18 protein-coding genes are annotated in these 21,216 nt (G+C 72.3%); 2 read left to right on the top strand and 16 right to left on the bottom strand.

From position 1 onward, the window contains the following. Window positions 1–244 precede the first annotated feature (244 nt). From GA0070618_RS32140 to ruvC, 8 genes are all read right to left on the bottom strand, one after another. Window positions 245–2,659 (bottom strand): RelA/SpoT family protein, encoded by a 2,415-nt coding sequence (locus GA0070618_RS32140; RefSeq protein WP_414467621.1) that lies wholly within the window; start codon window positions 2,657–2,659, stop codon window positions 245–247. A 248-nt stretch (window positions 2,660–2,907) separates the two neighbouring features. Further along, window positions 2,908–3,471: an adenine phosphoribosyltransferase gene (locus GA0070618_RS32145; RefSeq protein WP_088984995.1), complete on the bottom strand. Its 564-nt coding sequence runs from the start codon at window positions 3,469–3,471 to the stop codon at window positions 2,908–2,910. A 109-nt stretch (window positions 3,472–3,580) separates the two neighbouring features. Then, window positions 3,581–4,768 carry a protein translocase subunit SecF gene (gene secF, locus GA0070618_RS32150; protein ID WP_088984996.1) on the bottom strand — a complete coding sequence of 396 codons (1,188 nt, stop codon included), beginning with the start codon at window positions 4,766–4,768 and terminating at the stop codon, window positions 3,581–3,583. Window position 4,769: 1 nt separating this feature from the next. Then, window positions 4,770–6,674, bottom strand: a complete 1,905-nt coding sequence (gene secD, locus GA0070618_RS32155) for a protein translocase subunit SecD (protein ID WP_172900353.1) — start codon at window positions 6,672–6,674, stop codon at window positions 4,770–4,772. A gap of 211 nt (window positions 6,675–6,885) precedes the next feature. Further along, window positions 6,886–7,230, bottom strand: coding sequence for a preprotein translocase subunit YajC (yajC, locus tag GA0070618_RS32160; RefSeq protein WP_088984998.1), 345 nt, complete (start codon window positions 7,228–7,230; stop codon window positions 6,886–6,888). Window positions 7,231–7,366: 136 nt separating this feature from the next. Continuing rightward, window positions 7,367–8,431: a Holliday junction branch migration DNA helicase RuvB gene (gene ruvB, locus GA0070618_RS32165; RefSeq protein ID WP_088984999.1), complete on the bottom strand. Its 1,065-nt coding sequence runs from the start codon at window positions 8,429–8,431 to the stop codon at window positions 7,367–7,369. A gap of 37 nt (window positions 8,432–8,468) precedes the next feature. Then, window positions 8,469–9,071 (bottom strand): Holliday junction branch migration protein RuvA, encoded by a 603-nt coding sequence (ruvA, locus tag GA0070618_RS32170; RefSeq protein ID WP_088985000.1) that lies wholly within the window; start codon window positions 9,069–9,071, stop codon window positions 8,469–8,471. Continuing rightward, entirely contained in the window at window positions 9,068–9,595 is a 528-nt protein-coding gene (gene ruvC, locus GA0070618_RS32175) for a crossover junction endodeoxyribonuclease RuvC (protein ID WP_088985001.1), read from the bottom strand. Before ruvC ends, ruvA begins: the two co-directional genes overlap by 4 nt. 171 nt (window positions 9,596–9,766) lie before the next feature. Between ruvC and GA0070618_RS32180 the strand changes: the two genes are divergently transcribed. Then, window positions 9,767–10,549 (top strand): 3-hydroxybutyrate dehydrogenase, encoded by a 783-nt coding sequence (locus GA0070618_RS32180; protein ID WP_088985002.1) that lies wholly within the window; start codon window positions 9,767–9,769, stop codon window positions 10,547–10,549. Window positions 10,550–10,563: 14 nt separating this feature from the next. Continuing rightward, window positions 10,564–12,483: a helix-turn-helix domain-containing protein gene (locus GA0070618_RS32185; protein ID WP_088985994.1), complete on the top strand. Its 1,920-nt coding sequence runs from the start codon at window positions 10,564–10,566 to the stop codon at window positions 12,481–12,483. 43 nt (window positions 12,484–12,526) lie between these two features. Here the strand turns inward: GA0070618_RS32185 and GA0070618_RS32190 are convergent, their stop codons facing one another. The 8 genes from GA0070618_RS32190 to GA0070618_RS32225 all read right to left on the bottom strand — a co-directional run bounded on the left by GA0070618_RS32190 (window position 12,527) and on the right by GA0070618_RS32225 (window position 21,104). After that, complete coding sequence (locus tag GA0070618_RS32190; protein ID WP_414467543.1) at window positions 12,527–13,393, bottom strand: alpha/beta fold hydrolase; 867 nt, start codon at window positions 13,391–13,393, stop codon at window positions 12,527–12,529. After that, window positions 13,390–15,051, bottom strand: a complete 1,662-nt coding sequence (locus GA0070618_RS32195; RefSeq protein WP_088985003.1) for an MFS transporter — start codon at window positions 15,049–15,051, stop codon at window positions 13,390–13,392. The genes GA0070618_RS32190 and GA0070618_RS32195 overlap by 4 nt, the downstream gene beginning before the upstream one ends. A gap of 141 nt (window positions 15,052–15,192) precedes the next feature. Next, window positions 15,193–16,203: a branched-chain amino acid ABC transporter permease gene (locus GA0070618_RS32200; RefSeq protein ID WP_088985004.1), complete on the bottom strand. Its 1,011-nt coding sequence runs from the start codon at window positions 16,201–16,203 to the stop codon at window positions 15,193–15,195. Further along, the gene (locus GA0070618_RS32205) at window positions 16,200–17,081 is read right to left on the bottom strand and encodes a branched-chain amino acid ABC transporter permease (RefSeq protein WP_088985005.1); all 882 of its coding nucleotides are present in this window, start codon (window positions 17,079–17,081) and stop codon (window positions 16,200–16,202) included. Before GA0070618_RS32205 ends, GA0070618_RS32200 begins: the two co-directional genes overlap by 4 nt. Window positions 17,082–17,088: 7 nt before the next feature. Continuing rightward, on the bottom strand, window positions 17,089–18,345 hold the full coding sequence (locus GA0070618_RS32210) for an ABC transporter substrate-binding protein (RefSeq protein ID WP_088985006.1): 1,257 nt from the start codon (window positions 18,343–18,345) through the stop codon (window positions 17,089–17,091). Window positions 18,346–18,378: 33 nt separating this feature from the next. Next, window positions 18,379–19,071, bottom strand: coding sequence for an ABC transporter ATP-binding protein (locus GA0070618_RS32215; RefSeq protein WP_088985996.1), 693 nt, complete (start codon window positions 19,069–19,071; stop codon window positions 18,379–18,381). Next, the gene (locus GA0070618_RS32220) at window positions 19,058–19,843 is read right to left on the bottom strand and encodes an ABC transporter ATP-binding protein (RefSeq protein WP_088985997.1); all 786 of its coding nucleotides are present in this window, start codon (window positions 19,841–19,843) and stop codon (window positions 19,058–19,060) included. Before GA0070618_RS32220 ends, GA0070618_RS32215 begins: the two co-directional genes overlap by 14 nt. Before the next feature lie 223 nt (window positions 19,844–20,066). Next, window positions 20,067–21,104, bottom strand: coding sequence for an aminotransferase class V-fold PLP-dependent enzyme (locus GA0070618_RS32225; RefSeq protein ID WP_088985007.1), 1,038 nt, complete (start codon window positions 21,102–21,104; stop codon window positions 20,067–20,069). Window positions 21,105–21,216: the final 112 nt, after the last annotated feature.

Below are 21,216 nucleotides of genomic sequence, written 5' to 3' on the forward strand. Positions count from 1 at the left end.
GCATCCGAAACCGCGCCAGCCACCTTCCGTAACCACGGGTGTCGGCTTGCCGGGTATAGCGCCAGCTCAGCGTGATGGTGCGTCAAGGGGTGCAGAGCAAAGGGCCAAGACGGGACGCGGGGGTCGTCACGGCACGTCACCCTGCGTGACCCGTCCTCAGCCATTGCGCAGGGTGACGCCGCGTCAGCGCGTGGACCCTCCGGGCGCGGTGCCCTGGGACCGGGAAGGGAGGAAGGGACGTGGGTCAGGCGCCCGAGGTCACCCGGTACGCGTCGAAGACGCCGTCGACCTTACGGACGGCGGCCAGCAGGTGACCGAGGTGCTTCGGGTCGGCCATCTCGAAGCTGAACCGGCTCACCGCCACCCGGTCGCGGGTGGTGGTGACGGTGGCGGAGAGGATGTTGACCCGCTCCTCGGAGAGCACCCGGGTCACGTCGGCGAGGAGCTTGTGCCGGTCGAGGGCCTCCACCTGGATGGCGACCAGGAACGTGGAGGCCGAGGTGAGCTTCCAGCTCACCTCCACCACGCGTTCCACCTGCTCCTTGAGGTCCTCGGCGTTGGCGCAGTCGTCCCGGTGGACGCTCACGCCGCCGGAGCGGGTGACGAAACCGAAGACCGCGTCCGGCGGGACCGGCGTGCAGCAGCGGGCCAGCTTGATCCAGACGTCGCTGACGCCCCGGACCACCACACCCGGGTCGTGGCTGGACGCGCGGCTGCGGGGCGGACGGGTCGCCACCGCCGTCTCGGCGATGTCCTCGACCGCGCCCTCCTCGCCGCCGTACGTGGCCATCAGCTTCTGCACCACGGACTGCGCGGAGACCTGGCTGTCCCCCACTGCGGCGTAGAGCGAGGCCACGTCGGCCAGGTGCAGGTCCCGGGCGATGGTCATCAGCGCGTCCGAGGTGAGCATCCGCTGCAACGGCATGCCCTGCTTGCGCATCGCCTTGACGATCGCGTCCTTGCCGGCCTCGATCGCCTCCTCGCGCCGCTCCTTGTTGAAGTACTGCCGGATCTTCGTCCGCGCCCGGGGGCTCTTGACGAAGCCGAGCCAGTCCTGCGTCGGGCCGGCCGTGTCGGACTTCGACGTGAAGATCTCGATGACGTCGCCGTTGGAGAGCGTCGACTCCAGCGGCACCAGCTTGCCGTTGACCCGTGCCCCGATGCACTTGTGCCCCACCACGGTGTGCACCGCGTACGCGAAGTCCACCGGCGTCGAGCCGGTCGGCAGCGGGATGACGTCGCCCTTCGGGGTGAAGACGTACACCTCCTGGCTGGACAGGTCGAACCGCAGCGCGTCCAGGAACTCGCTCGGGTCCGCCGCCTCCCGCTGCCAGTCCAGCAGCTGCCGCAGCCAGGTCATCTCGTCGATGTGCGCCGGTGGGCCGACGATCTGGGTGCCCTTGTGCTCCTTGTACTTCCAGTGCGCCGCGATACCGAACTCGGCGGTGCGGTGCATGGCGTACGTGCGGATCTGCATCTCGACCGGCTTGCCGGTCGGCCCGATGACCGTCGTGTGCAACGACTGGTACATGTTGAACTTGGGCATCGCGATGTAGTCCTTGAACCGGCCCGGCACCGGCTGCCAGTTCGCGTGGATCACGCCCAGCGCGGCGTAGCAGTCCCGCACCGTGTCGACCAGGATCCGCACCCCGACCAGGTCGTAGATGTCGTTGAAGTCCCGACCCCGCACGATCATCTTCTGGTAGATCGAGTAGAGGTGCTTCGGCCGGCCGGTGACCTCGGCCTTGATCTTCGCGACCTTCAGGTCGGTCTGCACCTTCTGGGTCACCTGGCGCAGCAGCGCCTCGCGCTGCGGCTGGTGCTCCCCGATCAGGCGGTTGATCTCCTCGAACCGCTTCGGGAAGAGCGTGCCGAAGGCCAGGTCCTCCAGCTCCCACTTGATGGTGTTCATACCCAGCCGGTGGGCCAGCGGGGCCAGGATCTCCAGCGTCTCCTTGGCCTTCTGCTCCTGCTTGGGGCGGGGCAGGAAGGTGAGGGTACGCATGTTGTGCAGCCGGTCGGCGAGCTTGATGACCAGCACCCGCGGGTCCTTCGCCATGGCGACCACCATCTTGCGGATGGTCTCCGCCTTGGCGGCGTCGCCCAGCTTGACCTTGTCGAGCTTCGTCACCCCGTCGACCAGGAGCGCGACCTCGCCGCCGAAGTCGGCCCGCATCTGGTCGAGGGTGTACTCGGTGTCCTCGATGGTGTCATGCAGCAGCGCCGCCACCAGGGTGGTGGTGTCCATGCCGAGGTTGGCCAGGATGGTGGCGACCGCGAGCGGGTGGGTGATGTACGGGTCGCCGGACTTGCGGTACTGCCCGGAGTGCCAGCGGGCGGCCATGTCGAAGGCGCGCTGGAGCAGCCGGGCGTCGGCCTTGGGGTGGTTCTCCCGGTGGGTGGAGATCAGCGGCTCCAGCACCTCGCTGACCTGGGAGGTCTGCCAGGGCGCGTTGAACCGGGCCAGCCGGGCCCGGACCCGCCGGCCGGTGGGCGCGTTGGCCAGGGCGAACCCGCCGCCCGACGTGAGGTCGGACGGGTCGTCGGCCACGAGCGAACCGGCCACGGGGGCCGTTCCGTCGCCGCCCAGCGGCACCGGCAGCCCGGCCCCGCCGGTGCCGGCCGGGGGACTGCCGTCGGGAAGCCGCGTCAGGCCAATCCCGGTCTGGTCGGTCGCCGAGCTGTCCGCGTCGCCTGTCGGATGCACCGTGCCCTCCACCGGAGGAACGACATCGTAGGACACCGGCCTCCTCACCCTTCGCCGGAAAGAGCCGACCGTAGCCGGTCGCCCGAGTACGCCGCCCGGCGGGTAACCCTCCGGTCAGCAAAGGGCAATGCTACCCGCCGGGGACCTGGTGTGCCGCTCCGCCGGACGGCCCGCGCCGGGTCCGTCCGACGGCCGTCGGATCAAACAGTCAGCAGGGCATGGACCGGACGCGGCGCCAATCGTTGCCGGCCGCCGAGGAAGGCCAGTTCCATCAGGACGGTGAACCCGGACACCGTGCCACCGGCCCGCTCCACCAGGTCGAGGGTGGCCCCGGCGGTGCCCCCGGTGGCGAGGACGTCGTCGACCACCAGGACGCGGTGTCCGGCGGTGAACGCGTCCTGGTGCACCTCCAGGGTCGCCTCGCCGTACTCCAGCGCGTACGAGGCCGAATGGGTGGCCCGGGGCAGCTTCCCGGCCTTGCGTACCGGCACGACCCCGACGCCGGTGGCGTACGCGATGGCGGCGGCGACCACGAACCCGCGTGCCTCGATGCCGGCCACCACGTCGAAGGAGTCCCGCCCGTGGTGGGCCACGATCCCGTCGACGACCTCCCGGAACACCGCACCGTCGGCGAAGAGCGGCATCAGGTCCTTGAACACGATCCCGGGCTTCGGGAAGTCCGGTACGTCGAGTACCCGGCCGGCCACCAGTTCGGCGACGGCGGGACCGCTGTCCCCGCGTACCCCGGTGTGGGTCTGCGTCACGTTTGCCCCCTTCAACGACACGGCGTCCTTCAATGCTGCCCGCACAGCATGAAGGACGCCGTAACGTCGCCAGTCGGCGGGTGGGGCGCGTCACGCCCCACCCGGTGGATCAGCGGCGCTTGCCGCCGGGTCGGTTGCCCCCGCCGCCCGCGGGACGGCCGCCCCGCGCGCCGGTGGGCCGCTTGCCGGTCGGACGGGCGCCGACCTTCGGCGCCGCGCCGGCCAGCGCCGCGGCCTCCGGGTCGATCGGCTCGTCGCCGCCCTCGGTGGACTTCGGGGTCCCCTTCGGGGTGACCTCGCCCCGGGCGATCGCACCGCGCCGGGCCAGGATCCGCTTGTTGTGCGCCTGGATGCGGGGCTCCTGGTTCTTCAGCACCACCAGCAGCGGGGTGGCCACCAGGATCGAGGTCAGGAAGGCCACCGCCATACCGACGAAGAGCACCAGGCCGAGGTCCTTCAGGGTGCCCGCGCCGAGCAGGCCGGCACCGATGAAGAGCAGACCGCCGACGGGCAGCAGCGCGACCACCGAGGTGTTCAGCGACCGCATCAGGCTCTGGTTGACCGCCAGGTTGGCGGCCTCGCCGTACGTCTGGTTGTTGTTGGCGGTGATCCCCCGGACGTTCTCCTGCACCTTGTCGAAGACGACCACGACGTCGTACAGCGCGAAGCCGAGGATGGTGAGGAAGCCGATCACCGTCGAGGGGGTCACCTCGAAGCCGATCGCCGAGTAGATACCGGAGGTGAGCACCAGGTTGAGGAAGAGCGAGCCGACCGCGGCGGCGGCCATCCGCCACTCGAAGCGCAGGACCAGGTAGACCGTCACCAGCGCGACGAAGATGACCAGACCGAGGACGGCCCGCGAGGTGACCTGGCTGCCCCAGGCCGAGCTGACCCGGTTGGCGCTGATCTGGTCGGCGTTGAGGCCGAACTCCTCGGCCAACGCGACCTTGACCGCCTCGGCCTCCTGGGCGTCCAGCTCCGAGGTGCGCATCTCGTAGAAGTTGCCGCTCGGGCCCCCGACCTCCTGCGCGGTGACCAGCTCGGCGCCGCCGCCGGCGCTGGCGAGCGCCTCCTCGGTGACCGTCTCGGTCCGCTCCAGGGTGCCGACGCTCGCCGGCACCTGGAACGAGTTGCCGCCGCTGAACTCGATGCCGAGCTTGAAGCCGCTCACCAGGAAGCTGAGGATCGCGAGCAGGACGAGCGCCCCGGCCACGCCGAACCAGAGCTTGCGGCGACCGACGACGTCGAGACCGGCCTCGCCCCGGTACAGCCGGGTCGCCAGACCACTACGAGCCATCTCAGGCCTCCTTGACGCGCGGGTTGCGGGTGGTCGGCTGCTCGTCACCCTTGGCCGGGAGCACCCGGCCGAGGCCGCTCACCCGGGGCGACAGGAAGGCCCGGGTGCGGGCGAACATCGCCATGATCGGGTGCCGGAAGAGGAAGACCACCACCAGGTCGAGGACGGTGGCCAGACCCAGGGCGAAGGCGAAGCCCTTCACCGCGCCGACCGAGACGATGTAGAGCACCACGGCGGACAGGATGGTGATCGCGTTCGCCGAGATGATCGTCCGGCGGGCCCTGGTCCAGGCGCGGGGCACCGCGCTGCGTGGGCTGCGCCCCTCGCGGATCTCGTCCTTGAGCCGCTCGAAGTAGATGACGAAGGAGTCCGCCGCCACACCGAGCGAGACGATCATGCCGGCGATGCCGGCGAGGGTCAGCGTGAAGCCGATCTGCCGGCCGAGGAAGACCAGCGCGCCGAAGACCAGCAGCGCCGACAGCACCAGGCTCAGGAAGATCACCGAGCCGAGCAGGCGGTAGTAGAAGAACGCGTAGACGATGACCAGCAGCATGCCGATGCCGGCGGCGAGCAGACCGGCCCGCAGGTGGCTCTCGCCCAGGGTGGCGGAGACGTTCTGCTGCTCCTGCGGCTCGAAGGTCACCGGCAGGGCGCCGTAGCGGAGCTGGCTGGCCAGGTCGCTGGCGGTGCGGTTGTTGAAGCTGCCGGTGATCTGCGAGTCACCGGTGAGCACGCCCTGGATCTCCGGGGAGGAGATCACCTTGTTGTCGAGCACCACGGCCACCCGGCACTTGCCGTCCTGGCCGAGCGCGGTGGCGTCGCAGGCCTGGCCCTCGTTGTTGAAGGCCTCCCGGGTCAGCGCGGTCCACTTCCCCTGGCCGTCGCCAGAGAAGTTGAGGCTGACCACCCACTGGCCGGTCTGGTCGAGAGCCGGGTCGGCGTCCTCGACGTCGGTGCCCTGCACCTTGGCGATGTCGAGGAGGTACTTGGCGCCGCTCTCACAGGCCACCGCCGGCTGCTTCGGGTCGCTGATCGAGCCGGCCGGCCGCTTGTCGAGCTGCTCGCAGGTGATCGTCGGCACGTTGAACTGCACGGTCGCCGGGAGCACCGCGACCTCGCGCGGGGTCAGGGTGCCGAACGGCTTGAGCCGCTCGGCGAGCGTCGGGTCGGCGCTGACGTTGGCCGGGGCCTGGAGGCCGTTGGCGGCCTGCCACGCGGCGGCCCCGACCTTCTGCTCGACGGCCTTGCGCTGCTCCTCGACGCCCTGCGGCACCGGCTCGGCGCTGGCGCTCGGCGCGGGGGCGCTGGCCGACGCGCTCGGAGCCGGGCTGGCGCTGGCCGACGGGGCCGGTGCGCCGCCGCCCTGACCGCCGGCGCTCGGCGAGGCGGAGACCTGCGGCGCGGCGCTGCCCGACGGGGCGGGAGCGGCACTACCGGAGGGAGCCGGGGCAGGGCTGCCCGACGGGGCCGGGGTGGCCGGCGGCGGGGTGGCGGCGGCGCCGCTGCCGTCGGCGACCTTGAGCACCTTGCGGAACCGCAGCTCGGCCGCGCTGCCCACCTCGGTCAGGTCCCGGTTCTCACCGGGCAGCGAGATGACGATGTTCCGGTCGCCCTCGGTGACCACCTCGGCCTCGGCGACACCGAGCGCGTTGACCCGGTTGTCGATGATGGTCCGGGCCTCCTCGAGGCTCTCCGCGCTCGGCGGACGGCCGTCGACGGTGTTGGTCGCCTCCAGCGTGAGCCGGGTGCCGCCGACCAGGTCCAGCCCGAGCTTGGGCTCGAGCCGGTCCTTCCAGCCACCGCTGGCACCGCCCGCGAAGAACACCAAAAGATAGAGGACGACGAAGATGACGCCGAGCACGGCGAGCTGCCGTCCCGGCCGCATCTGTCCCTGAGGTGGTGCCACGGTTGTCCTGTCTCCCTGCTGCGGTCGCGCCGCTGGTGGTCGGCGGCGGGGGTCAGGCCGGTGTTCCGGCCACACGTGTCGAGGGTGTACGTCGGCGCCGGCCCGGACGGGCACGAAACCGGCCCGGGGCCGTCGTACGTCCGGGTCGACACCGACGTCGACCTACTATCCACTTATTTCGATCCACGCGCTGCCCCGTGGGGCCCGCGGGTCACTCCTTGACGTCGGCGTCCTCGACGACCTGGTCGGTCGACTCGCTCCGGTCGGCCTGGCTGACCACCCGGGCGATGGCCGGGCGGGCGTACCGGGTCTGGACACCCGGGGCGACCTCGAGCAGGACGGTGTCGTCGGCGACGCCGGTGACCGTGCCGTAGAGCCCGCCGATGGTGACCACCTCGTCACCGGGACCGAGGGCGGACTGCATCGCCTCGGCCTCCTTGCGGCGCTTCTGCTGGGGGCGGATCATCATGAAGTACATGACGCCGAAGAGCAGAGCGATCATCAGGATCGGCGTCAGACCGCCGGCTCCCCCACCGCCCTCTGCTGCGTAAAGCACGGTAAAGACCTTCCCATTGGCCCCCGGCCCGACGGGGGGCGCCGGAGCGGAGGCATGTTCTCACGTCCTGTACAGACCGCGGCGAGTCTAATCCCTGCACCTGAGAACGCCGAACGCCGCACGGATCACGTTCACATCACGGCTGATCGGGCTCGGCGGAGAAGAGATCGGGCACCGGAGGGGCCGCGCTGCCAAATGTACCATTCGGTGGAGTTCGCCCCAGATGATGCCAGGCGGCCTCCGTCGCCACCCGACCCCGGGGCGTCCGGGCCAGCAGACCGGCCCGGACCAGGAACGGCTCGCAGACCTCCTCGACCGTGTCCGGCTGCTCGCCGACCGCCACCGCCAGGGTGGAGAGCCCGACCGGCCCGCCCCGGAACGAGTCGACCAGGGCGGTCAGCACCGCCCGGTCCAGCCGGTCCAGACCCAGCGCGTCCACGTCGTACACGGTCAGGGCGGCCCGGGCGGTCTCCACGGTGACCACGCCGTCGGCCCGCACCTCGGCGAAGTCCCGTACCCGGCGCAGCAGCCGGTTGGCGATCCGGGGCGTGCCCCGGGAGCGCCCGGCGATCTCGGCCGCGCCGTCGTCGGTGATCGGCACCCCGAGGATGCGCGCCGAGCGGTGCAGCAGGGTCTCCAGATCCGCCGGGGAGTAGAAGTCGAGGTGGGCGACGAACCCGAAGCGGTCCCGCATCGGCCCGGTGAGCAGGCCGGACCGGGTAGTGGCGCCGACCAAGGTGAACGGCTCCACGTCCAGCGGGATGGCGGTCGCGCCGGGACCCTTGCCGACCACCACGTCGACCCGGAAGTCCTCCATGGCGCTGTAGAGCAGTTCCTCGGCCGGCCGGGCAATCCGGTGGATCTCGTCGATGAAGAGGACGTCGCCCTCGGCGAGGCTGGTCACGATCGCCGCCAGGTCCCCGGAGCGCTCGATCGCCGGACCGCTGGTCACCCGGATGCCCGAGCCCAGCTCGGCGGCGACGATGTTGGCCAGGCTGGTCTTGCCCAGCCCGGGCGGCCCGGAGAGCAGGATGTGGTCGGGCGGGGAGCCGCGCCGCATCGCCCCCTTGAGCAGCAGGTCGAGCTGGTCGCGGACGCGGTCCTGGGCGATGAACTCGTCGAGCCGCTTCGGCCGGACGCTCACCTCCAGGTCCCGTTCCGCGTCCTGCGCGTACGCCGAGACGAGACCGCCGTCGGTCATGGCGTCCCCTCCCCCGGGGCGTCCGCGCGCACGCCGGTCACCTGGTCCGGCCCAGCAGTCGGATCGCCTGCTTGAGCAGGACCGGCACGGGCGGGGTCGGACCGTCCACGGTCTCCGCCACGGCGGCCACCGCCTGGTCGGCCTGACCGGCCGTCCAGCCCAGCCCGACCAGCGCCTGACGGACCTGTTCGGGCCAGGCGCCGCTGGTCACCCCGGCCGCCCCGTCGGGGCCGACGGCGACCGGGCCGATCCGGTCCCGCAGTTCCAGCACCAGGCGCTCGGCGCCCTTCTTGCCGATGCCCGGCACCCGGGTCAGCGCGGCGGTGTCGCCGTTGGCGATGGCCTTGCGCACCGCGTCCGGGGTGTGCACGGCCAGCACCGCTTGGGCCAGCCGGGGACCGACGCCGCTGGCGGTCTGGAGCAGCTCGAACAGCGCCTTGGCGTCGTCGTCGGCGAAGCCGTAGAGGGTCAGCGAGTCCTCCCGGACCACCAGGCTGGTGGCGAGCCGGGTCTCCTGGCCGACCCGCAGCTCGGCGAGGGTGCCGGGGGCGCACTGCACGGCCAGGCCGACCCCGCCGACCTCCACCACCGCGTGGTCCGGGCCGGTCGCGGTCACCGTGCCGCGCACGCTGGCGATCATCGTGCTCCTCCTCGTCGTACCCGGTCGGCGGCGGCGGCCAGCTTCGAGCGGGTGCCGCCGCGCCAGATGTGGCAGATGGCCAGGGCGAGCGCGTCGGCGGCGTCGGCCGGCTTCGGTGGCTCGGCCAGCCGCAGCAGGCGGGTCACCATGGCGGTCATCTGGGCCTTGTCCGCCGTTCCGGACCCGGTGATCGCGGCCTTCACCTCGCTCGGGGTGTACGTCTGCACGGGCAGGCCGGCACGTGCGCCGGCGAGCACCGCGATCCCGCTGGCCTGGGCGGTGCCCATCACGGTCCGGACGTTGTGCTGGCTGAACACCCGCTCCACGGCGACGCTCTCCGGCCGGTGCTCGGCGACCAGGTCGGTGAGCGCCCGGTCGAGCAGCAGCAGCCGGTGCGGCAGTTCGTCGTCCGGGTCGGTGCGCACGACGTGGTACGCCACCAGCGTGCAGGGCCGCCCCGGCACCCCCTCGACCACGCCGACCCCGCACCGGGTCAGCCCCGGGTCGACGCCCAGCACCCGCACGCCGCCTCCTCCCCGACCCACCGGCAGTACGTGTGTTCGACACCCTACTGCTCGGCTCCGACACCCGCCGCCGGGGACACGCCGGACACCTCCCGGGCCACATAGTCCGCCGCTGGAGTATGTGCGGGCCAACCATGTGCCACCGGCCACGTAACTCGTAACTTCTGCGCCATGACGGCTGAACCCGTGGTCTTCCCCCACGTAGTCCAGGTCGACCTGACCGGTCGTACCGCCCTGGTTACCGGTGGTGGCAGTGGTATCGGCCGGGCATGTGCCGTACGGCTCGCCGCGGCCGGGGCGACGGTCACGGTGGTGGACCGCAACATCGAGACGGCCAAGGCGGTCGCCGCCGAGACGGGCGGCCGGGCCGAGGGCGTCGACCTGGCCGACCCGGAGGCGGTGGCCCGGCTGGACGCCGAGGTCGACATCGTGGTCAACAACGCCGGCCTCCAGTACGTGGCGCCGGTGGCCGAGTTCCCGGTGGAGCGCTTCTCCCATCTGCACCGGGTGATGGTGGAGGCCCCCTTCGTCATCGTGCGGCGCGCCCTGCCGCACATGTACGCCCGGGGCTGGGGGCGCGTCGTCAACATCTCCTCGGTGCACGGGCTGCGCGCCTCGCCGTACAAGTCGGCGTACGTCTCGGCCAAGCACGCCCTGGAGGGACTATCCAAGGTCGTCGCGTTGGAGGGGGCGGCGCACGGGGTCACCGCCAACTGCGTCAACCCGGCGTACGTGCGCACTCCGCTGGTGGAGAACCAGATCGCCGAGCAGGCGGCCCAGCACGGCATCGGGGAGGACGAGGTGATCGACAAGATCATGCTGGCCCGGGCGGCGATCAAGCGACTGATCGAGCCGGAGGAGGTCGCCGAACTGGTCGCCTACCTCTGCTCCCCACCGGCGGCGTTCATCACCGGATCCTCGATCGCCCTCGACGGGGGCTGGACGGCGAACTAGGGGTGACCAGCACAATGGCGCTCATGTCGTCGCCGATCGAGTTCCTGGAACTGCTCGCCCGCGAGGCCGCGGCCGTCGAGTTCGAGGGACCGCTGGTCGCCGCGCGCTCGGCCGGCCTGCCCGCCGACAAGATCGCCGAACTGGAGCAGGCAAAGGTGGTGGCGCTGCGGGTCCGCGCGCTGCTGGAACGCCGCCGCCGCCGGGAGACCGAGCTCTCCGGGCTCTACGACACCGCCAGTGACCTGGCCGGGCTGCGCGACTCCGACGACGTGCTGCGGGCCATCGTGCACCGGGCCCGGACCCTGCTCGGCGCGGACGTCGCCTACATGACCCTCAACGACGACGACCGGGGCGACACGTACATGCGGGTCACCGACGGGTCGGTCTCCGCCCGGTTCCAGCGGCTGCGGCTGCCGATCGGCGCCGGCCTCGGTGGGCTGGTGGCCCAGTCCGGCACCCCCTACGTCACCGCCAACTACTCCGAGGACGAGCGCTTCCACCACACCGGCGAGATCGACGCCGGGGTCCGCGAGGAGGGCCTGGTGGCGATCCTCGGCGTGCCGCTGCGCCTCGGGTCGACCTCGATCGGGGTGCTCTACGCGGCGAACCGTTCCGCCCGACCGTTCGCCCGGGAGGAGGTGGCGCTGCTGGTCTCGCTCGCCGCGCACGCCGCGGTGGCCATCGACACCGCCCGCCTGCTCGCCGAGACCCGGGCGGCGTTGGCCGAACTGTCGGCGGCGAACACCACCATCCGGGCGCACAGCGCCTCGGTGGAGCGGGCGGCGGCGGCGCACGACCGGATGACCGCGCTGGTGCTGCGCGGCGGTGGGGTGGAGGACGTCGCGGCGGCGGTCACCGACGTGCTCGACGGGGCGCTGCTGGCGATGGACGCCGAGGGACGCCTGCTGACCCGGGTCGGTGAGATCGACGAACCGGACCGCGCGGACATGGTGGAGGCGGTGGCCGCGTCCCGCACCGAGGGGCGCAGTGTGCGGCGGGGCCGACTCTGGTACGCGGCGGTGGTCGCCGGGGCGGAGAACCTCGGCGTGCTGGTGCTGCGCCCCGAGGACGAGCTGGTCGACGCCGACCAGCGCATCCTCGAACGGGCCGCCCTGGTCACCGCGCTGCTGCTGCTGTTCAGCCGGACCGTCGCCGAGGCGGAGGGCCGGGTCCGGGGCGAGCTGCTCGACGACCTGATCGCCCGACCGCTGGCCGACGCCGAGGCGCTGCGCAGCCGGGGCCGGCGACTCGGCGTCGACCTGGACGCCCCGCACGTGCTGGTGGCGGTCGGCGACGACGTGATCGCGTCCACCGGATCGGCGCGGCAGCGGGTGGTCTCCTGGGCCACCACGTACGCCTCGACCCGGGGCGGGCTGGCCGCCGCACGCGACGGCCGGGTGGTGCTGATGCTGCCCGGCCAGGACGCCGGCGCCGCCGCCCGGGCGGTGGCCCGGGACCTGTCCCGGGTGACCGGCCGGCCGGTGACCGCCGGGGCCAGCGGTCCGGCACGCGGTCCGGCGTCGCTGGCGGTGACGTTCCGCGAGGCGGACCGCTGCCTGACCGCCCTCGGCGCGCTGGGCCGGACCGGTCAGGGGGCGAGCACCGCGGAGCTGGGCTTCGTCGGGCTGCTCCTCGGCGCGGTCGGGGACCAGGGCGACCGGGACGTGGCCCGGTTCCTCACCGATACCGTCGGCCCGGTGGTCGACTACGACGCACGCCGGGGCACGGCGCTGGTGAAGACGCTGGAGGCGTACTTCGGGGTCGGCGGCAGTCTGGCCCGGGCGGCGGAGCAGCTGCACGTGCACGTCAACACGGTCACCCAACGGCTGGAGCGGGTCGGGCAGCTGCTCGGCGCGGAGTGGCAGAAGCCGGACCGGGCGCTGGAGGTGCAGCTCGCGCTCCGCCTGCACCGGCTGCGCGACCCGGACCGCTGAGGCCGGCCAGTTCCGTCGGCGTCGGAAACGCCGGCTCCGGCGTTCAGCCGGCCCGCTCGCGCAGGGTGGTGAGGATGTCGCCGGCCCGGGTCCACAGGATCGACCCGCCCTCGTCGTCGAGGAGGTGGTGCCGGGCGTCGGGGAACCGGCGGGCCAGGGCGGCCCCGAAGTCCGGTGAGTGGACCCCACTGGCGTCACGTCGCCCGTACCAGAGGTCGACCGGTACGGCGACCCGCTCCGGCGGGTGGGGCCAGGGGCCGAGGCAGATCCGCAGGTCCCGGGCGTAGCCGGCGGCGCCCTGCCGGAAGCCCTCGGCCAGGCAACGCCGGTAGGCGGTGGCGAAGTCGTGCCGCTGGTAGAGCGCCCGGTCGTGCGGCGCGCTCATCCCGATCACCAGCTCCCACATGCCGTCGGCGGTGGCGAGGCCGGCGAAGCGGCGTTCCACGGCGTCCGGGTCCCGCTCCACGTCGCCCACCAGCGCGGCGACCTCGGGCGCGAGCAGGTCCCGCTGCGCGGCGAGGTCGTCCTGACCGGCGACGACGGCCAGCGCCCGCACCAGGCCGGCCCCGGCGAGCGCGACCGCGAACGGCGCGCCCTGCGAGAAGCCGACGGCGACGGGGGCGGTCAGCCCTCGCCGGTCGACGAGGTGGGCGCAGTCGTCGACCCACGAGGTGAGGGTCCGGCCGGGATGGGCGGTGGATCCACCGAGACCGGGCCGGTCGACGCCGAGCAGCCGCATCCCCAGCCGGGGCAGCAGGTCGACGCCGAAGCCCAGCGATCCGCTCATGGCCGCGCCGGTGCACAGGAGCACCGGCCGTCCGTCGGGCGGGCCCCACTCCGACCAGGCCAGCCGCCGGCCGTCCGGCAGGTCCAGCCACTCCGTCCGTTCCGGTCGGGACACGTCGATCACGTCTCGACGGTACGGACGCCGGCAACCGGATTACCGGATCCCGCCGGGTCGGGGGACGCCGGGTCGGGAGACGCCGGGTCGGGAGACGCCGGGTCGGGAGACGCCGGGTCGAGGTGCCCCGGTTCGGAGTACGCCGGCCCGGGGGCGACAGCGGGGCGGCCGGGCATCCAGCGCAGCACCGCCAGCAGCCCGACACCGGTCACGGCAGCGGCGATCAGCGCCACCACGTGCAGGGCGGCGACGAAGGCGCGGTCCGCCGTGGCCAGCAGGGCGGCGGCGTCGCCGAGCCGGGGCGCGACGCCGTACGCGCCGGCGAGGGAGCCCTCGGCCGTCTCCCGGAGCCCGTCGGGCAGCGCCGTGGTGGCCGGCGCGACCCGGACCCGGTAGACCGCGGCGAGCACCGCGCCGAGCACCGAGACCCCGAGGGCGGCCCCCACCTGCCGTACCGTGTTGCTGACCGCCGAACCGACACCGGCCTTCTCCCGGGGCAGCGCGGCCAAGACCGACTCGGTGGCCGGGGCGGTGATGTGCGCCATCCCGACGCCCTGGACCCCGAGCAGCACGGCGACCACCCAGGTCGGCGTGGTCGCGTCGACCAGGGCCCAGCCGGCCAGCGCGACCCCGACCAGGCCCAGCCCGCCGCCGCAGACCACCCGGGCGCCGTGGCGGCGGACCAGGGTGGCGCTGCGCGGGGCGAGGACGAGCTGGGTCAGGGCCAGCGGCAGGAAGAGCAGTCCGGTGTGCAGGGGTGAGTGGCCCCGGACCAGTTGCAGGTGGAACGCGCTGACGAACATCACCCCGGCCCCGGCGAAGAAGACCAGGCCGACCAGGACCACCGGGACGGCGAACCGGGGCACCCGGAACAGCCGGACGTCCAGCGCGGGATGGTCGGTGCGCCGCTCGTGCCAGCCGAAGACGGCCAGCACGGCCAGTCCGGTGAGCACCGCCGCCCAGACCACCGGTCGGTCGAAGCCGTGCTCGCCGCCGTCGATCACCCCCCAGGTGAGGGCGACCAGGCCGACCACGGAGAGCGCGACCCCGGGCAGGTCCATCCGCCCGGGGCGGGGATCCCGCGACTCGGGCACCAGCAGCGCCCCGGCGACCAGCCCGGCGAACGCCACCGGCACGTTGACCAGGAAGACCGACCCCCACCAGAAGTGCGTCAGCAGGATCCCGCCGAGGACCGGTCCGACCGCGACGGCGAGCCCGACCGAGGCGGACCAGTACCCGATCGCCCGGGGCCGTTCCCGGGGGTCGAAGACGCTGGCGATGACCGACAGGGTCGCCGGCATGATCGCCGCGCCACCGAGTCCCATCACCGCCCGCGCCAGGACCAGGTGCACCGGGTCGCGGGCGTACGCCGACAGCAGCGAACCCAGCCCGAAGACGGCGAGTCCGGCCAGCAGGAAGCGCCGTCGGCCGTAGCGGTCGCCGAGCACGCCGAGGCTGAACAGCAGCCCGGCGAAGACCAGGGTGTACGAGTTGATCGCCCACTCCAGCTCGGCCTGGCTCGCGCCGAGGCCGTGCACCGGATCGGCCAGGGTGCGCAGGGCGACGTTGAGGATGGTGGTGTCCATGACCACCAGGAGCAGGCTGACCACGGTCACCCCGAGGATCGGCCACCGCCTCGGGTGCCCGGTGTTCGCGTACGCCGGCACGGCACGCCTCCCCTGCGATCCTGCCGGGGGTGGCGCGTCGGATCCCGCGTCCAGCCTAGGGCGACCGACCACCGGTCCGGAACCGCCTCAGACCAGGTTTTTCCTGGTCAGAGGCGGTTCCTCCGGCAAGTCGGGGCACCCTCACTCGCGACGCCCGGGGCGCCAGCGGGCGGCCAGCGCCGCCACGCTGCCCCAGATGCCGCGCCGGAACAGCAGCACGACCAGCACGAAGATGGTCCCGGTGACCAGGTTGATCGCCTCGAACCCGGAGAAGGAGAGCCAGTCCTCCAGCCGGACCAGGATGGCCGCGCCGAGCACCCCACCCCAGAGGGTGCCGATGCCGCCGAGCACCACGACGATCACCGCCTTGCCGGAGGTGGTCCAGTGCAGGGCGTCCAGTGAGACGAACCGGTGCCCGATGGCGAACAGGCCGCCGCCCAGCCCGGCGATGAAGCCGGAGAGGACGAAGACGGTCAGCTTGTACTGACGGACCGGGTAGCCGAGCGCGCGGGCCCGGGCCGGGTTGTCCCGGATGCCGATCAGTACCCGACCGAAGGGCGAGTTCACGATCCGCCAGGCGGCGGCGAGCCCGAGCAGCACGATGGGCAGCGCAGCGTAGTAATAGTAGTAGTCGTCGGTGAGGTCGAGGCCGAACAGTTCCCGGGGCACCCCCTGGAGGCCGTTCTCGCCCCGGGTCACCGAGCGCCACTCGTTGGCGATGAAGTAGACCATCTGCGCGAACGCCAACGTCACCATGGCGAAGTAGATGCCGGTACGGCTCACCGCCAGGTAGCCGATCGGCACCGCGAGCACCGCGGCGGCGAGCGCGCCGAGCAGCACCGCCACCGGGAACGGCAGGCCGGCGTTGATGGCGACCAGCCCGGTGACGTACGCCGAGGTGCCCCAGAAGGCGGCGTGCCCGAACGACATCAGCCCGGTGTAGCCGAGCAGCAGGTCCACCGAGACGGCGAAGAGCGCCCAGCAGAGGATGTCCACCGCGACCGGCGGGTAGAGGACGTTGGGCAGCAGGAACGCCACGGCCAGCCCGACGGCGAGCAGCGCGTACCGCAGCCAACGGGGGGAACGGGCGACGGCGGCCAGCGCGGAGGGTGTGCGCTTCGCGCTGGGCTCGGTGTCGGCCACGGTGGTCATGCCGGGGCCTCCTCTCGACCGAACAGGCCGGACGGACGCCAGAGCAGCACCACGGCCATCACGATGAACACGGTCGTCTGGGCGACGATCGGCCACTCCGACAGGTACGCCTCGCCCCACGCCTGGACCAGCCCGATACCGAAGCCGGCGGCGACCGAGCCGAAGATCGAGCCGAGACCGCCGATCACCACCACCGCGAAGACCACGATGATCAGGTCGGCGCCCATCAACGGGTTGACCGCCCGCATCGGCGCGGCGAGCACCCCGGCCAGCCCGGCCAGGGCGATGCCGAAGCCGAAGACCGGGGTGATCCACTTGCCGACGTCGATGCCGAACGCCCGGGTCAGCTCGGGGCGCTCGGTGGCCGCCCGGACGACCATGCCGATCCGGGTGTGGCCGAGCAGCCACCAGACGGCCACGCAGACCGCGACGGCGAAGCCGAGGATGAACACCCGGTAGGTGGGGAAGTCGAACAGTCCGAAGTCGACGGACCCGTCCAGTTCGGCCGGGGTGGCGTACGGACTGGACATCGCGCCGTACCGGAGTTTGACCAGGTCCTGGAGGATCAGCGTCAGGCCGAAGGTGAGCAGGAAGTTGTAGAGCGGGTCGAGCCGGGTGAGCCGGTGGATGAAGGCCCGCTCCAGCAGCATGCCGAACAGGCCCAGCCCGATCGGCATGATCACCAGGGCCGCCCAGAACGGCACTCCGGCCTCGCTGAGCAGCACGTACGCCCCGAACGCGCCGAGCATGTAGAACGCGCCGTGGGCGAAGTTGACCACCCGCAGCATGCCGAAGATGACCGCGAGCCCGAGGGCGAGCAGGGCGTAGAACGCCCCGCTCACCAACCCGTTGAACGTGTTGAGAAGGAAGCCGGTCACGGCGACGTCACATCCGGCAGTCCGGAGACGGGGCCGCGAACGCCTCCGCCGCCGGGATGGTCTTGAGGATCTTCACGTAGTCCCACTCCTCGGTGACCTCGGCTGCCGGCTTGACCTGGGCGAGGTAGGCGTCGTGCACGACCCGGTGGTCCTCGGCCCGGATCTTGCCGTTCCGGAGGAAGACGTCGTCGATGGTCTTGCCCTCCAGCGCCTTGACGATGGTGTCCGCGTCGTCGGTGCCGGCGGCCTGCACCGCCTCCAGGTACTGGGTGGCGGCGGAGTAGTTGGCCGCGTGGGCGAAGGTGGGCCGGGTGCCGGTCTCGGCCTTGAACCGGTCGGCGAACTCCCGGTTGCGCTGGTCGAAGTTCCAGTACCAGGCGTCGGTGTAGGTGGTGCCGGCCAGGGCGTCCGGGGTGAGCGAGTGGATGTCGGTGAGGAACATCAGCCCGACCGCCAGGCCGACGCCCTTCTCCCGGAGCTTGAACTCGTTGTACTGCTTGACCACGTTGACCAGCTCGGCGCCGGCCTGCATGGTGCCGAGCACGTCCGGCTTCGGGTTCAGGCCAGGGGCCTTGAGCAGGTACGTCGAGTAGTCGCCGCTGGTGTTCGGGAACGGCGCGGCGTCCTTCGCCAGCACCTTCCCGCCGGCCGCGGTGATCGCGTTGGAGAAGCTGCGCTCCATGTCCTGCCCGAACTGGTAATTCGGGTAGAGCACGTACCAGTTCTTCGCGCCCTGCTCGGTGGTGTTCCGGCCGGTGCCGTTGGCGAGCATGTACGTGTCGTACGCGTAGTGGAAGGTGTACTTGTTGCACTTCGCGCCGGTGAGCGTGGTGGTGGCCGCGCCGATGTTGAAGTAGAGCTTCTTCTTCTCCTTCGCCACGTCGGCCACCTTCTCCGCCGCCGACGAGGTGGGCACGTCGAGGATCAGGTCCACGCCCTTGCGGTCGTACATCTCGTTCGCCTTGGTGTTGGCGATGTCCGGCTTGTTCTGGTGGTCGGCGGTCTCCACGGTGATGTCCTTGGTCACCGCGTCGTCGCCGTGCTTCTTCTTGAAGTCGGCGATCGCCATCTCCACGGCCTTCACCGAGTTCTTCCCGGACAGTTCGAGGTAGGCACCGGACTGGTCGTTGAGCACGCCCAGCACGATCTTGTCGCCGCTGAGCTTGCTGTCGCCGGAGGACTGTGGCCCTCCCCCGCCGCAGCCGGCCACCAGCAGCGCGGCCGCCGACCCGGCGGCCACCAACATGGTCCTGCGCATGGTCATCCCTCCATCCGCGCGTGACGGCGCGGGTCGTCGTCAGATGCCGAGGTACGACAGCAGCTCGCGTTCCCGCGAGCGCACCTCGGAGTTGTCCATCGCCTCCACCACACGTCCCTCGGCCAGCAGGTAGTGCCGGTCGGCGACGCCGGTGGCGAAGTGCAGGTTCTGCTCGACCAGCAGCACGGTCACGCCGTGCTCCTTGGCCTGCCGCAGGATGTCGCCGACCTGCCCCACCAGCAGGGGCGACAGTCCCTCGGTCGGCTCGTCGCAGAGCAGCAGCCGGGCGCCCATCCGCAGCACCCGGGCCAGGGCGAGCATCTGCTGCTCACCACCGGAGAGCTGGGTGGCCGCCGAGTCGCGGCGGGCGTACAGGGCGGGGAACGCCTCGTAGACCCGCTCCAGCGGCCACGGGTCGGGGCCCACCGTCGGCGGCAGCGTCAGGTTCTCGGTGACGGTGAGCGTGGCGTACGCGCCCCGGTCGTCGGGGACCCAGCCCAGGCCCAGCCGGGCCCGGCGGTGCGCCGGCAGCCGGCCGACGTCCCGGCCGTCCAGGGTGACCGTCCCGCTGCGGCCCGGGTGCAGCCCCATCACACAGCGCAGCAGGGTGGACTTGCCGGCCCCGTTGCGCCCGACCAGGGTGACCACCTCGCCTGCGGCGACGGTGAGGCTCACGCCGCGCAGCACCCGTGCCTCGCCGTACCAGGCGGAGAGGTCGTCAACGCGCAGCATCGGTCGCTCCGTCGGTGGCTCCATGGGCGGCTCCCAGATAGGCGGTGATCACGCGTTCGTCGGCACGGACCTGCTCGTACGGACCCTCGACCAGGACCTTGCCGGCCTGGAGCACGGTGACGGTGTCGGCCAGCCGGCCCACGACGCTCATGTTGTGTTCGACCATCACCACGGTTCGGCCGGCACGGACCCGGGCGACCAGCTCGACGGTGCGGTCGACGTCCTCGAGGCCCATCCCGGCGGTCGGCTCGTCGAGCAGCAGGACGCGGGGGTCGAGAGCGAGGGCGATGGCCAGTTCCAGGGCCCGCTTGCGCCCGTACGCGAGGGCGTCGGCAGGCGTCTCGGCCAGGTCGGCGAGCCCGACCTCGGCGAGCAGTTCGTCGGCCCGGGCGGTGTAGCGGCGCATCAGACGTGCCGAGCGCCAGAACCGCCAGCCCAGGCCGCTGGGGCTCTGCAACGCCAGCGCCACGTGTTCGCGGGCGGAGAGCTGCGGGAAGAGGCTGGTGATCTGGAAGGACCGGGCGACGCCGAGTCGGGCGACCCGTTCCGGGGGCAGGCCGCCGATGTCCCGCCCGTCGAGCAGGATCCGCCCGCCACTGGGGCGCAGGAACCCGGTGAGCAGGTTGAACAGGGTGGTCTTGCCGGCCCCGTTCGGTCCGACCAGGGCATGCACGGTTCCCTCGACGACGTCGAGGTCGACCCGGTCCACGGCCCGGAAGCCCCGGAAGTCCCGGGTCAGCCCTCGCGCCGACAGCAGTCCCTGCCCGACCATCGCCACACCCTCCGCAGGTCGACGGCGACGACCGGATCGGTGACAGCGGTCACAGGATCGTCGCGTGCAGGAAACCTACGGGGCGGCGGCGATCTCGAACTATGTCGATCTCACATACATTCCGGTACGACCACCCGGGCTCGCCCACCATGGGAGAACGGGCCCGGACCGTCGTCGCACCGGCGACCCACCACGTCGACATGTGGTGGCGCCACTGGTGCCATCAGCCGGTAAGCGCGTTCAGCGCGAGGTCCACGTCCGCCTCGGTGGTGTAGAGGTGGAAGGACGCCCGGACCCGCCCGGCCCGGACGGCGGCCCGCACGCCAGCCCGCTCCAGCTTCTCCTGCGCCCCCGGAACGTCGACGACGACGATCGCGCTCTCCCCCGGCGGCTGTCCCAGGCCGTCGAGGAACCGGTTGGCCAGGGCCACGTCGTGGTCCCGGATCGCGGGCACCCCGATCTCGGCGAGGAGTTCCAGCGCCGGGGCCGCCCCGACGTAGCAGAACCAGGCCGGGGAGATGTCGAACCGCCGGGCGTCCTCGGCCAGGCGCAGCGGCGGCCCGTAATAGGAGCCCTCCGGCTCCCCGCCCGCGAACCAGCCGGCGGCGTCCGGTCGCATCCGGTCCCGCAGCCGAGGCGCCAGGTAGCCGAGGGCCACGCCGCGCGGGGCGGTCAGCCACTTGTACGCCCCGACCACCACCGCGTCGGCCTGACCGGCGTCGAAGGGCAGCCAGCCGCAGCCCTGGGTGGCGTCGACCGACACCAGCGCACCGTGCGCGCGGGCGGCGGCCACGATCTCGTCGTACGGGGCGACCCGCCCGTCCGCGGACTGCACCAGGCTGAACGCGACCAGGTCGGTGCCGTCGTCGATGGCGTCGACCAGCTTCTCCAGCGGCACCGTCCGCACCTCGACGCCCCGGTCGGCCTGCACCAGCCAGGGGAAGAGGTTGCTGACGAACTCGACCTCCGGCACCACCACCCGCGCGCCCGGGGGCAACGCCGCGGCGACCGGGGCCAGCAGCTGGGACACCGCGCTTCCGATCGCCACGTCCCCGGCCGGTACGTCCACCAGCCGGGCGAACGCCGCCCGCGAGCGTTCGGCCGCCGCGTTCCACACGTCCACGACGTTGTGGCCGACCCGCCACCGGGCCAGCGACTCCTGGACGGCCGTCCAGGTCGGTTCGGCCGGCAGCCCGTAGGTGGCGGTGTTCAGCCACCCGGGCTCCGGCTGCCACAGCTTCCGCGCCTCGTCCAGATCCATGCGTCCGACGCTAGCCGCGCGGCCGGGGCGCGGTTACAGCCAATCACCGACCCCTGGCTCCCGGTACGCACAGGGGTCACGGATGGCCCGGACCGGTAGCACGAACGGGGCA

Source organism: Micromonospora echinospora (assembly GCF_900091495.1).
GTDB lineage: Bacteria > Actinomycetota > Actinomycetes > Mycobacteriales > Micromonosporaceae > Micromonospora > Micromonospora echinospora.

Coding starts and splice junctions, on each gene's coding strand:
- GA0070618_RS32200 (WP_088985004.1), bottom strand. CDS start 16,203: ATGACCACCGTGGCCGACACCGAGCCCAGCGCGAAGCGCACACCCTCC.
- GA0070618_RS32220 (WP_088985997.1), bottom strand. CDS start 19,843: ATGGTCGGGCAGGGACTGCTGTCGGCGCGAGGGCTGACCCGGGACTTC.
- ruvA (WP_088985000.1), bottom strand. CDS start 9,071: ATGATCGCCAGCGTGCGCGGCACGGTGACCGCGACCGGCCCGGACCAC.
- GA0070618_RS32225 (WP_088985007.1), bottom strand. CDS start 21,104: ATGGATCTGGACGAGGCGCGGAAGCTGTGGCAGCCGGAGCCCGGGTGG.
- GA0070618_RS32215 (WP_088985996.1), bottom strand. CDS start 19,071: ATGCTGCGCGTTGACGACCTCTCCGCCTGGTACGGCGAGGCACGGGTG.
- GA0070618_RS32185 (WP_088985994.1), top strand. CDS start 10,564: ATGGCGCTCATGTCGTCGCCGATCGAGTTCCTGGAACTGCTCGCCCGC.
- GA0070618_RS32210 (WP_088985006.1), bottom strand. CDS start 18,345: ATGACCATGCGCAGGACCATGTTGGTGGCCGCCGGGTCGGCGGCCGCG.
- ruvB (WP_088984999.1), bottom strand. CDS start 8,431: ATGACCGACGGCGGTCTCGTCTCGGCGTACGCGCAGGACGCGGAACGG.
- secF (WP_088984996.1), bottom strand. CDS start 4,768: ATGGCTCGTAGTGGTCTGGCGACCCGGCTGTACCGGGGCGAGGCCGGT.
- GA0070618_RS32180 (WP_088985002.1), top strand. CDS start 9,767: ATGACGGCTGAACCCGTGGTCTTCCCCCACGTAGTCCAGGTCGACCTG.